An 11,977-nucleotide genomic window follows, 5' to 3' on the forward strand; every position below is an offset into this window, starting at 1 on the left:
TGCCCATCTCGTGTAATCTGCCTCCACCTATTTTTACCGAACTGATGGACAAAGGGTGTGGTAATGCTATTTGGATTTTTTCGTAACCTGTTCCGCGTGCTGTACCGCGTACGCGTCACGGGGGATGCCGGAGCGTTGCAGGGACAGCGTGTTTTAATCACCCCAAATCACGTTTCTTTTATTGATGGCATGCTGCTGGCGCTGTTTTTACCGGTTCGCCCTGTTTTTGCGGTCTACACCTCTATTAGCCAGCAATGGTACATGCGTTGGCTCACGCCACTGATTGATTTTGTTCCACTCGACCCCACCAAACCGATGGCTATTAAACATCTGGTACGTCTGGTTGAGCAGGGACGTCCGGTCGTGATCTTCCCGGAAGGCCGTATTTCAATGAGCGGATCGTTGATGAAAATCTACGATGGCGCCGGATTTGTGGCGGCGAAATCAGGTGCGACGGTGGTGCCGGTCCGAATTGAAGGCGCTGAACTCACACGTTTTAGCCGTTTGAAGGGGTTGGTGAAGCAGCGCTTTTTCCCACAGATTCGCCTGCACATCCTGCCACCGACGCAATTACCGATGCCAGAAGCGCCGCGTGCGCGCGATCGCCGAAAACTGGCAGGGGAGATGCTGCATCAGATAATGATGGAAGCGCGCATGGCCGTGCGACCGCGTGAAACTCTGTATGAGTCGCTCCTCGCGGCTCAGTATCGCTACGGTGCGGGTAAAAACTGTATTGAAGATGTCAACTTCACGCCGGATACATACCGTAAACTGCTCACTAAGACGCTGTTTGTTGGCCGCATTCTGGAAAAGTACAGCGTCGAAGGCGAGAAAATTGGCCTGATGCTGCCGAATGCAGGCATCAGCGCGGCGGTGATTTTCGGCGCGGTTGCGCGTCGCCGTATTCCGGCGATGATGAACTACACGGCGGGCGTCAAAGGGCTGACCAGCGCGATTACTGCCGCTGAAATCAAAACCATTTTTACCTCTCGCCAGTTCCTTGATAAAGGCAAACTCTGGCATCTCCCTGAGCAACTGACGCAGGTTCGTTGGGTGTATCTGGAAGATCTCAAAGCGGATGTTACGACTGTCGATAAAGTGTGGATTTTTGCCCATTTGCTGATGCCGCGTCTCGCACAAGTGAAACAGCAGCCTGAAGATGCTGCGATGATCCTTTTCACCTCTGGTTCTGAGGGACACCCGAAAGGGGTGGTACACAGCCATAAGAGCTTGTTGGCAAACGTAGAGCAGATCAAAACCATCGCAGACTTCACCTCCAATGACCGTTTTATGTCCGCATTGCCGCTGTTCCACTCATTTGGGCTGACGGTCGGGTTATTCACACCACTGCTGACTGGCGCAGAAGTATTCCTCTATCCGAGCCCACTGCACTATCGCATCGTACCGGAGTTGGTTTACGACCGTAACTGTACCGTCCTGTTTGGTACATCGACGTTCCTCGGCAACTACGCGCGTTTTGCCAATCCGTATGACTTCCACCGTCTGCGCTATGTAGTGGCGGGCGCGGAAAAACTGCAAGACAGTACCAAACAACTTTGGCAGGACAAATTCGGCCTGCGTATTCTGGAAGGGTATGGCGTCACTGAATGCGCGCCAGTCGTCTCAATTAACGTTCCGATGGCGGCAAAACCGGGCACAGTTGGTCGCATCTTGCCTGGCATGGATGCGCGTTTGCTGGCGGTTCCCGGGATTGAAGAGGGCGGTCGTCTGCAACTTAAAGGTCCCAATATCATGAGCGGATATTTGCGGGTCGAGAAACCGGGCGTGCTGGAGGTCCCTACCGCTGAAAATGCGCAGGGAGAAACAGAACGCGGCTGGTATGACACCGGCGATATTGTGCGTTTTGATGAAAATGGTTTTGTGCAAATTCAAGGGCGCGCCAAACGCTTTGCTAAAATTGCAGGCGAGATGGTCTCACTTGAAATGGTGGAACAACTGGCGCTGGGCGTGTCGACTGAAAAAATGCATGCTACGGCCATCAAGAGTGACGCCAGCAAAGGGGAAGCGCTGGTGCTTTTCACAACCGATAGCGAACTCACGCGTGAAAAACTGCTGCAGTATGCCCGCGCTCATGGAATTCCTGAACTGGCTGTCCCACGGGATATTCGTTACCTGAAACAACTCCCGCTTCTTGGCAGCGGCAAACCCGATTTTGTGACGCTGAAAAGCTGGGTGGATGAACCGGAAAAACATAATGAGTGAGTCAGTGCACACTAACACTTCAATTTGGTCGAAAGGAATGATGTCCGTGATCGTCGCGCAGTTTCTCTCTGCGTTTGGCGATAACGCACTGCTCTTTGCCACGCTGGCGTTGTTGAAAGCGCAGTTTTATCCGGACTGGAGTCAGCCGATCCTGCAAATGGTGTTTGTGGGCGCTTACATTCTGTTTGCTCCTTTTGTCGGGCAGGTTGCGGACAGCTTTGCTAAAGGTCGGGTCATGATGTTCGCCAATGGCCTTAAACTGCTGGGCGCTGCCAGTATCTGCTTTGGGGTTAACCCGTTTGTTGGCTATACGCTGGTTGGGATTGGCGCCGCGGCTTACTCTCCGGCGAAATACGGCATCCTTGGCGAGTTGACGACGGGCGACAAGTTAGTGAAAGCCAACGGCCTGATGGAAGCATCGACCATTGCGGCAATCTTATTGGGGTCTGTTGCGGGCGGCGTGCTGGCTGACTGGCACGTGATTGCCGCGCTGGTGGCCTGTGTTCTGGCGTACGGCGGCGCGGTGGCGGCAAACGTCTTTATTCCAAAACTGGCTGCCGCGCGTCCTGGGCAATCCTGGCACCTGGGCAAGATGGCGCGTAGCTTTTTCCGCGCCTGTACCTCGCTGTGGCGCAATGGTGAAACGCGATTCTCTCTGGTCGGCACCAGTCTCTTTTGGGGGGCTGGCGTTACGCTGCGTTTCCTGTTGGTGCTGTGGGTGCCTGTGGCGCTGGGGATCACCGATAACGCCACCCCGACCTATCTTAATGCGATGGTGGCGATCGGGATTGTGGTCGGCGCGGGTGCGGCGGCAAAACTGGTCACGCTGGAGTCTGTGGCACGTTGTATGCCTGCGGGGATTCTGATTGGCGTGGTGGTGCTTGTCTTCTCCCTCCAGCACGCGCTGCTCCCGGCCTATGCCTTACTGATGCTGATTGGCGTTCTGGGTGGTTTTTTTGTGGTACCGCTCAATGCGTTGTTACAGGAGCGCGGTAAAAAAAGCGTTGGTGCAGGGAATGCTATCGCCGTGCAGAATCTCGGCGAAAACAGTGCGATGTTGCTGATGCTGGGCATTTACTCGCTAGCCGTTCTGGTGGGTATTCCGGCGGTCGCGATTGGTATTGGATTTGGGGCGCTGTTTGCGTTGGCAATAACGGCGCTGTGGATCTGGCAGCGCCGTCAGTAATGTCTGTGCCGGGTAACGGTTTTGCCTTACCCGGCCAGCGCATAAAGCGTGTTGCAGGCCCGATCAGCGTAGCGCCATCAGGCGCTGTCCATCACGGTGCCGGGTAGGTATAAACCTGATGTACCGCGTCAATCTCTGCCAGCACCTCTTCCGTTAATTCCAGATGCAAGCTCTCTATGTTGGTTTTCAGTTGATCGAGGGTCGTTGCGCCGAGCAGAGTGCTGGCGACAAACGGCTGACGACGGACAAAGGCCAGCGCCATCTGTGCCGGATCAAGGTTATGGCGTTTTGCGATATCAACATACGCCGCGACAGCTTTTTGCGTCTGTTCGCCACTGTAGCGCGTAAAGCGGCTAAACAGAGTATTACGTGCGCCAACCGGTTTTGCGCCATTCAAATATTTGCCGCTCAGTGTTCCAAACCCAAGACAGGAATACGCCAGCAGTTCCACCCCTTCATACTGACTGACTTCCGCCAGGCCGACTTCAAAGCTGCGGTTGATCAGGCTGTAAGGATTCTGGATGGTAACGATACGCGGCAGATCGTGTTTATCCGCCAGATGCAGGTATCGCATCACACCGAAGGCTGTTTCGTTGGAAACGCCGATATAGCGAATTTTGCCCGCCCGCTGGAATTCGGTCAGCGCTTCCAGAGTATCAAGCAGTGAAATAACCGGCGCGGAATCCGCCCAGCTATAACCCAGTTTTCCGAAGCAGTTGGTCGGACGCTGCGGCCAGTGAACCTGGTATAAATCGATATAATCGGTCTGTAGACGCCTGAGGCTGTTGTGCAACGCCTCGCGGATATTTTTACGATCCAGTGCCTGATTGGGGCGAATACTGTTGTCATTATTACGCGCAGGACCGCTGACTTTGGTGGCGACGATCAGTTTCTCACGGCTGCCGTGTTTGGTGAGCCAGTTACCGACATACGTTTCTGTTAATCCCTGTGTTTCCGGGCGAGGCGGCACCGGATACATCTCAGCAACGTCAATCAGATTGATGCCATTAGCCACGGCATAGTCGAGCTGTGCATGTGCGTCGGCTTCGCTATTTTGTTCACCAAACGTCATTGTGCCCAGCCCCAGTGTACTTATTTCAAGCGAGCTGTGGGGTATACGGTGATAGTGCATAGCCGTTTCCTTTTTATTATTACGACATAAGGACTATAAAAATGGCAGAGGGAAGGGAAAAGGGGAAGCGAAAATTCTAAAGGCCAGCAGGAGGCTGACCTCAATCTCGGGGGGTTATGTTAGCGTTCGATAATTTGGGAGACATCATCACGGTTAATCTGCATGGCATTGCCCTGCTGATCGTGATAGCTCACCAGACCGGTATCATCATCTATTTCTGGTTTGCCGTCGGTCAGGATCATGCGACCATCTTTCGTTGCCATGACATAATCACTGCTACATCCAGATACAGCAAAAGCCAGTCCTACAGCGGAAATTACGACTGCCCATTTTTTCATCCATTTATCCTCACGTGGCTTGCGTCTGATAATAGTCTAGTAATAACGCGAAGTTATGCCTTGCGAAAGCAGTAAAATCTGAAACTGTGAGAATCGGAGAGGGAAGTGAGTGTTCGCTCCTCCGAAGAGGAGCGAAGGGGCAATCAGAGAGGGTTCTTTTTATTGCGTAACAGGTTCAGGGTCTCTACGGCAATAGAGAAGAACATGGCGAAATAAATGTATCCTTTCGGAACATGTATCTCGAAGCTTTCCAGAATCAGGGTGAAGCCCACCAGAATCAGGAACGCAAGCGCCAGCATTTTCACCGAAGGGTGACGGTCGACAAAATCACCGATTGAGCGCGCGGCAAACATCATCACGCCAACAGAAATGACGACCGCCGTCATCATAATGAACAGATGATCGGAAAGACCAACTGCGGTGATCACCGAATCCAGACTGAAGATAATGTCCAGCATCATGATCTGCACAATGGCGCCCAGGAAGGAGCTCACGCGTGTTTTAAGTCCTTCCTCTCCGCCCTCGATTGATTCATGGATCTCTTTGCTGGCTTTCCAGATAAGGAACAAGCCCCCCAGAAACAGAATCAGATCGCGTGCAGAAATGGCTTGACCCATCACCTCAAACAGCGGATTAGTCAGACTAATGACCCAGGAAATTGACGCCAGTAACCCTAAACGCATCAACATGGCACCCGCCAGCCCAAGACGACGGGCGTAGTTGCGTTGCGCTGTCGGGAGTTTTGCGACGACCAGAGAAAGGAAAATGATGTTGTCAATCCCGAGAACGATTTCCAGAATCGTCAGCGTACCGAGCGCAAGCCAGGCGTTAGGATCGGATACCCATGCAAATAACATCGAACAAAGTCCTGCAAAAAAAAATGAAGCGGTGATTATATGCGTCTATCGCGACAGGGGAAAGGCCAGGGTGTGCCTAATCACTCTGTATTAAAAAATGGCGTTCCAGAAGTGGGCGAGTGAAGCTTTTTTTCAGGTAAAAACCTCGCGGTAACGTCAGGATTAGCTGGCCCTGCGCGCCAATGGCTTCTGTCAGCGCTTTCGCGTTGGCGGCTTTTGGCCGCAGTTGTAAAAATTCGCCATGGCGGGCGGTGATCCGCTCAACCTGACCCAGTACGATCATGTCCATTAACTCTTCCCAGTCGAGGCGTAGCTGCTGCTCTTCTTCTTCATTGGGGCTCCAGAGTAGCGGCGAACCGACACGACGCTCTGCCAGCGGAATGGATCGCTCGCCCTCAACGGGGATCCACAGCACCCGCTTTAACTTATGGCGAACGTGGCTGGTTTCCCATGTCACGCCGCTGTTGCCGGTCAATGGCGCAACACACACGAAGGTGGTTTCAAGAGGCCGTCCCTGACTGTCCACCGGGATGGTTTTCAGCTCCACGCCTAATGCTGCGAAATCTTGCTCTGGCTTACTGCCTGCGCTGGCGCCAAGCCAAATCTCTAATAGTACGCCGATCCAGCCCTTATCCCGTTTCAGATCCTTTGGCGTCACGATCCCTGCCAGCGCTGCCAGTTCACCTAATGTATAGCCTGAAAGCCGCTGTGCCTGGGCCAGCAACAGAGCCTCGGATTCAGGTGGCGAGAGTAATGGATGGAGTCCGGACATCGGGTTATCCCTTAGGTGAAAAAATGAGCAATGATTTTATACCGTGTGACCAGAGTTTATCTTTTTCCACACGCTATGTTCAATCTCATGATTTATATTGATTTTTAGTTTTCCGATCGATGAATTGCGCAACTGCAAAATGAGTTTTCCAATTCTGGTCACTGAAAATAAACAGGATCTTACACCATGTTATCCACAGAAAGATGGGATAACTGTGCAAAACCCTCACTACTGTTTCAATTTACAGCCTTGACGTGAGACGAAAATCGAATTTTCACACAAATTGTGCCTAACTTATTGGCACAATCTGTGGATAAAACCGACGCTGTTCGATCTTTCATCAGTCCGATGATCCTGGATGTGACGCATATCACGATTCTATGGTTTGAGTTGCGAATATAACAGTTAACTCAATGAATATACGTGGCTATTTTTTTGCGCAAGCCAGAGTGAGATTCAGACTGTTCCGGGTTTTCCCGTGGTAATTCCATACTTCTGCACAACTATATCCACAGAAAAGGTGAATAAAATTGCCAGTAACTCCCTCTCTCTGTTTATAACTCGGTACTTAACTGTGAGTTATTCAATTGTTATTAGAAATGTGTGCGGTTAAGAGAGTGGTTTACCGTCTCTCTGTAGTGTGAAACAATCGTTCATAAATAAGGTTTATGTTGAGGTAGTCCGGTGATTGATGACGATGGCTACCGCCCAAATGTAGGGATCGTAATTTGTAATCGTCAGGGGCAGGTAATGTGGGCCCGGCGGTTTGGTCAGCACTCCTGGCAATTCCCACAAGGTGGAATCAATCCAGGAGAATCAGCAGAACAGGCGATGTACCGGGAACTGTTTGAAGAGGTAGGGTTAAGCCGCAAAGATGTGCGGATCCTTGCATCTACTCGCAACTGGTTGCGTTACAAGTTACCGAAACGTTTGGTGCGTTGGGATACGAAGCCGGTGTGTATCGGCCAGAAACAGAAATGGTTTCTGCTGCAACTGATGAGCGGTGACGCGGAAATCAATATGCAAACCAGCAGTACTCCTGAGTTCGATGGTTGGCGCTGGGTGAGTTACTGGTACCCCGTCCGACAGGTGGTATCATTTAAACGCGATGTCTATCGCAGGGTGATGAAAGAGTTCGCAAGTGTTGTGATGGCGCTTCAGGAAAGTACTCCTAAGCCGCAAAGTGCACCTGCTTATCGACGTAAAAGAGGTTAAGCCACGCAAATTATGCTCACCCGCCTGCGAGAAATAGTCGAAAAGGTGGCCAGTGCCCCGCGTCTCAATGAGGCGCTTAATATTCTGGTCACTGACATCTGTCTTGCGATGGACACTGAGGTCTGTTCGGTATATCTCGCCGACCATGACCGACGTTGTTATTACCTGATGGCGACCCGGGGGCTAAAAAAACCACGTGGTCGCACGGTCGCGCTCGCATTTGATGAAGGTATCGTCGGCCTGGTCGGCAGGCTGGCGGAGCCGATCAACCTTGCTGATGCGCAAAAACACCCCAGCTTTAAATATATTCCTTCTGTAAAAGAAGAGCGCTTTCGCGCGTTTTTAGGTGTGCCGATCATTCAGCGTCGGCAGCTTTTAGGCGTGCTGGTTGTACAGCAGCGTGAGCTGCGTCAGTACGATGAAAGCGAAGAGTCTTTCCTGGTGACGCTTGCCACACAAATGGCGGCCATTCTTTCCCAGTCCCAGCTAACCGCTCTGTTTGGTCAATACCGACAGACGCGAATTCGAGCGCTGCCCGCAGCGCCTGGAGTGGCGATAGCTGAAGGCTGGCAGGATGCCACGTTGCCGCTGATGGAACAGGTCTATGAAGCCTCGACGCTGGATGCGGCGCTTGAGCGAGAACGACTGACCGGGGCGCTCGAAGAAGCGGCAAATGAATTCCGCCGCTACAGCAAGCGTTTCGCTGCCGGTGCGCAGAAAGAGACGGCGGCTATCTTTGATCTCTATTCGCATCTGCTTTCGGATGCCCGACTGCGTCGGGAACTGTTCGCCGAGGTCGACAAAGGATCGGTCGCCGAGTGGGCCGTCAAAAAGATCATCGAAAAGTTTGCTGAACAGTTTGCCGCATTAACGGATGTGTATCTCAAGGAACGCGCCGGCGATTTACGTACGCTGGGCCAGCGATTGCTGTTTCACCTCGATGATTCCATTCAGGGAACCAACGCCTGGCCTGAACGCTTTGTGCTGGTGGCGGACGAACTTTCCGCAACGACGCTGGCCGAACTGCCCCAGGACAGACTGGTGGGTGTCGTGGTACGTGACGGCGCGGCCAACTCGCATGCGGCGATAATGGTGCGTGCGCTCGGTATTCCAACCGTCATGGGCGCAGACATTCAACCGTCCGTTTTACACCGCCGTACGCTGGTGGTTGATGGTTATCGCGGTGAATTGTTGGTGGACCCTGAACCTGTATTGATTCAGGAATATCAGCGCCTTATCAGTGAAGAGATCGAGCTAAGCCGTCTGGCGGAAGATGACGTTAATCTCCCGGCGCAACTGAAAAGCGGCGAGCGGGTGAAGGTCATGCTTAACGCCGGTCTGAGTCCAGAGCATGAAGAGAAACTGGGCGCCCGGATCGACGGTATTGGGCTGTATCGCACCGAAATCCCCTTCATGTTGCAAAGCGGTTTTCCATCGGAAGAAGAACAGGTTGCGCAGTATCAGGGCATGCTGCAGATGTTCAACGACAAACCGGTAACGCTGCGTACGCTGGATGTCGGAGCGGATAAGCAATTGCCCTACATGCCAATCAGCGAAGAAAATCCGTGCCTGGGCTGGCGCGGGATCCGCATAACGCTCGATCAACCAGAGATCTTTTTGATCCAGGTGCGCGCGATGTTGCGTGCCAATGCGGCGACCGGCAATTTGAGCATTTTGCTGCCAATGGTGACCAGCATTGATGAAGTGGATGAAGCGCGCCGTCTGATTGAACGTGCCGGACGCGAAGTGGAAGAGATGATTGGTTACGCGATCCCAAAACCGCGAATCGGCATCATGCTGGAAGTGCCCTCAATGGTGTTCATGCTGCCGCACCTCGCGAATCGGATCGACTTTATTTCGGTGGGGACGAACGATTTAACTCAGTATATTCTGGCGGTCGATCGTAACAACACCCGGGTTGCCAGTATTTATGACAGTCTGCATCCAGGGATGTTACGCGCATTGGCGATGATCGCTCAGGAAGCGGAGAAAAACGACATCGATCTGCGTTTGTGCGGTGAAATGGCGGGCGATCCCATGTGCGTCGTCATCCTGATCGGTTTGGGCTTCCGGCATTTGTCGATGAACGGTCGTTCGGTCGCTCGCGTGAAATATCTGTTACGCCATATCGATTTTGACGAAGCGCAAACCCTTGCCCAACGTAGCCTGGAAGCGCAACTGGCCACCGAAGTGCGTCATCAGGTGGCGGCATTTATGGAACGTCGCGGGATGGGAGGTTTAATTCGCGGGGGATTGTGACAGGCGCTCTGCCCTTGATTGCCAGATGGCGGCAAAATCGCCTTCTCCAGCCTACACATTGCGGCGTTCTCGATTGACTGCGCTTCGTCGGTAGGCCTGGAATGCGCAACGCCGTCAGGCATTCCTGAATATGTCATTGATAGCCTATACAGATCTTTTACATCTTCCCGGCATCGCCGATGCACCCCTTGTGCTATTATTCGCACCTTTGGAGCGCCTGTAACCTTCAGGCGCGCTTATCAATCGCTGTCTGATTTCAGCGAAATAACAAGAAATTGTGGTGACAGATGACCAGTAGCTATCTGCATTTTCCGGAATTCGATCCGGTCATTTTCTCAATTGGACCCGTCGCTCTTCACTGGTACGGCTTGATGTATTTAGTGGGGTTTGTCTTCGCGATGTGGCTGGCAACTCGCCGTGCTAATCGTCCTGGCAGTGGCTGGACCAAAAACGAAGTTGAAAACTTACTCTATGCAGGCTTCCTTGGGGTCTTCCTCGGTGGGCGTATTGGTTATGTCCTGTTCTATAACTTCTCGCTGTTTCTGGAAAACCCGCTCTATCTGTTCCGCGTCTGGGATGGCGGTATGTCTTTCCACGGCGGTCTTATTGGCGTGATTCTGGTCATGATTATCTTCGCCAGACGCACAAAACGCTCGTTCTTCCAGGTGTCTGATTTTATTGCACCGCTGATTCCGTTTGGTCTGGGCGCGGGGCGTCTGGGCAACTTTATCAACGGTGAGTTGTGGGGACGCGTTGACCCGAACTTCCCGTATGCCATGTTATTCCCTGGCTCCCGCACGGAAGATATTTTGCTGCTGCAAACCAACCCGCAGTGGCAGTCTATTTTCGATACCTACGGCGCGCTGCCGCGTCATGCTTCCCAGCTTTATGAGATGGTGCTGGAAGGGATTGTGCTGTTTATCATCCTTAACCTGTTCATTCGCAAACCGCGCCCGATGGGTGCCGTTTCGGGCTTATTCCTGATTGGCTATGGTGCGTTTCGTATCATTGTTGAATTTTTCCGCCAACCGGATCAGCAATTTACCGGTGCATGGGTACAGTACATCAGCATGGGGCAGATCCTCTCTATCCCTATGATTGTCGCGGGTATTATCATGATGATTTGGGCGTATCGTCGCAGCCCACAGCAACACGTTTCCTGAGGAACCATGAAACAGTATTTAGAACTGATGCAAAAAGTGCTGGATGAAGGCACACAGAAAAACGACCGTACAGGCACTGGAACGCTGTCCATTTTTGGCCATCAGATGCGTTTTAATTTGCAGGATGGGTTTCCGCTGGTGACGACGAAACGCTGCCATTTGCGTTCCATCATCCATGAGCTTTTGTGGTTCTTACAGGGCGACACCAATGTTGCGTACCTGCATGAAAACAATGTCTCAATTTGGGACGAGTGGGCTGACGAAAACGGTAACTTAGGTCCGGTTTACGGTAAACAATGGCGTGCGTGGCCAACGCCAGATGGTCGCCATGTCGACCAAATCACCACCGTGCTTAACCAGTTGAAAAACGACCCGGATTCCCGCCGTATTATTGTTTCCGCGTGGAACGTGGGCGAACTGGATAAAATGGCGCTGGCGCCGTGCCATGCCTTCTTCCAGTTTTATGTTGCCGATGGCAAGCTCTCTTGCCAGCTTTATCAGCGCTCCTGCGATGTTTTCCTCGGCCTTCCGTTCAACATCGCCAGCTATGCGTTGCTGGTGCATATGATGGCGCAGCAGTGCGACCTTGAGGTTGGCGACTTTGTCTGGACGGGCGGGGATACGCACTTGTACAGCAATCATATGGAACAGACGCATCTGCAGCTGAGCCGCGAACCGCGTGCGTTGCCGAAGCTGGTGATTAAGCGTAAGCCCGACTCTCTCTTCGATTATCGTTTCGAAGACTTCGAGATTGAAGGCTACGATCCGCATCCGGGCATTAAAGCGCCGGTTGCCATCTGACGGCGATAACTCTGTCATAACCGACGCCAGG

The 11,977-nt window shown here is 52.5% G+C and carries 10 protein-coding genes; 6 read left to right on the forward strand and 4 right to left on the reverse strand.

Going from position 1 to position 11,977, the window contains the following annotated elements:
• The first annotated feature begins 63 nt into the window (after positions 1-63).
• Together aas and lplT are read left to right on the forward strand one after the other, a co-directional pair.
• Positions 64-2,223, forward strand: coding sequence for a bifunctional acyl-ACP--phospholipid O-acyltransferase/long-chain-fatty-acid--ACP ligase (gene aas / locus CJP72_RS12125; RefSeq protein WP_162381409.1), 2,160 nt, complete (start codon positions 64-66; stop codon positions 2,221-2,223).
• Positions 2,216-3,409 carry a lysophospholipid transporter LplT gene (lplT, locus tag CJP72_RS12130; RefSeq protein ID WP_162381410.1) on the forward strand — a complete coding sequence of 398 codons (1,194 nt, stop codon included), beginning with the start codon at positions 2,216-2,218 and terminating at the stop codon, positions 3,407-3,409. The genes aas and lplT overlap by 8 nt, the downstream gene beginning before the upstream one ends.
• 91 nt (positions 3,410-3,500) lie before the next feature.
• Here lplT and CJP72_RS12135 read toward each other — a convergent pair whose 3' ends face one another.
• The 4 genes from CJP72_RS12135 to mutH form a co-directional block, all read right to left on the reverse strand.
• Positions 3,501-4,541 (reverse strand): NADP(H)-dependent aldo-keto reductase, encoded by a 1,041-nt coding sequence (locus CJP72_RS12135; protein ID WP_162381412.1) that lies wholly within the window; start codon positions 4,539-4,541, stop codon positions 3,501-3,503.
• Between the two features lie 119 nt (positions 4,542-4,660).
• Positions 4,661-4,879 carry a lipoprotein YgdR gene (gene ygdR / locus CJP72_RS12140; RefSeq protein ID WP_042288923.1) on the reverse strand — a complete coding sequence of 73 codons (219 nt, stop codon included), beginning with the start codon at positions 4,877-4,879 and terminating at the stop codon, positions 4,661-4,663.
• Positions 4,880-5,022: 143 nt separating this feature from the next.
• Entirely contained in the window at positions 5,023-5,736 is a 714-nt protein-coding gene (locus CJP72_RS12145) for a TerC family protein (protein WP_162381422.1), read from the reverse strand.
• A 76-nt stretch (positions 5,737-5,812) separates the two neighbouring features.
• Entirely contained in the window at positions 5,813-6,508 is a 696-nt protein-coding gene (mutH, locus tag CJP72_RS12150) for a DNA mismatch repair endonuclease MutH (protein ID WP_162381424.1), read from the reverse strand.
• Positions 6,509-7,192: 684 nt separating this feature from the next.
• On the opposite strand from mutH, the gene rppH reads away from it, so the two are divergent.
• The 4 genes from rppH to thyA all read left to right on the forward strand — a co-directional run bounded on the left by rppH (position 7,193) and on the right by thyA (position 11,946).
• Positions 7,193-7,723, forward strand: a complete 531-nt coding sequence (gene rppH, locus CJP72_RS12155) for an RNA pyrophosphohydrolase (RefSeq protein WP_162381426.1) — start codon at positions 7,193-7,195, stop codon at positions 7,721-7,723.
• Positions 7,724-7,735: 12 nt separating this feature from the next.
• The gene (gene ptsP / locus CJP72_RS12160) at positions 7,736-9,982 is read left to right on the forward strand and encodes a phosphoenolpyruvate--protein phosphotransferase (protein ID WP_162381428.1); all 2,247 of its coding nucleotides are present in this window, start codon (positions 7,736-7,738) and stop codon (positions 9,980-9,982) included.
• Positions 9,983-10,269: 287 nt separating this feature from the next.
• Complete coding sequence (gene lgt / locus CJP72_RS12165) at positions 10,270-11,145, forward strand: prolipoprotein diacylglyceryl transferase (protein ID WP_162381429.1); 876 nt, start codon at positions 10,270-10,272, stop codon at positions 11,143-11,145.
• A gap of 6 nt (positions 11,146-11,151) precedes the next feature.
• A complete protein-coding gene (thyA, locus tag CJP72_RS12170; RefSeq protein WP_162381430.1) occupies positions 11,152-11,946 on the forward strand; it encodes a thymidylate synthase in 795 nt (264 codons plus the stop codon).
• Positions 11,947-11,977 lie beyond the last annotated feature (31 nt).

The sequence above is a fragment of the Citrobacter sp. NCU1 genome (genome assembly GCF_010231475.1).
In the GTDB taxonomy this organism is placed as follows: domain Bacteria; phylum Pseudomonadota; class Gammaproteobacteria; order Enterobacterales; family Enterobacteriaceae; genus Citrobacter_D.

Excerpts from the sequence above, each read along its gene's own strand:
- aas (WP_162381409.1), top strand. The coding sequence starts at position 64 with ATGCTATTTGGATTTTTTCGTAACCTGTTCCGCGTGCTGTACCGCGTA.
- lplT (WP_162381410.1), top strand. The coding sequence starts at position 2,216 with ATGAGTGAGTCAGTGCACACTAACACTTCAATTTGGTCGAAAGGAATG.
- CJP72_RS12135 (WP_162381412.1), bottom strand. The coding sequence starts at position 4,541 with ATGCACTATCACCGTATACCCCACAGCTCGCTTGAAATAAGTACACTG.
- ygdR (WP_042288923.1), bottom strand. The coding sequence starts at position 4,879 with ATGAAAAAATGGGCAGTCGTAATTTCCGCTGTAGGACTGGCTTTTGCT.
- CJP72_RS12145 (WP_162381422.1), bottom strand. The coding sequence starts at position 5,736 with ATGTTATTTGCATGGGTATCCGATCCTAACGCCTGGCTTGCGCTCGGT.
- mutH (WP_162381424.1), bottom strand. The coding sequence starts at position 6,508 with ATGTCCGGACTCCATCCATTACTCTCGCCACCTGAATCCGAGGCTCTG.
- ptsP (WP_162381428.1), top strand. The coding sequence starts at position 7,736 with ATGCTCACCCGCCTGCGAGAAATAGTCGAAAAGGTGGCCAGTGCCCCG.
- lgt (WP_162381429.1), top strand. The coding sequence starts at position 10,270 with ATGACCAGTAGCTATCTGCATTTTCCGGAATTCGATCCGGTCATTTTC.
- thyA (WP_162381430.1), top strand. The coding sequence starts at position 11,152 with ATGAAACAGTATTTAGAACTGATGCAAAAAGTGCTGGATGAAGGCACA.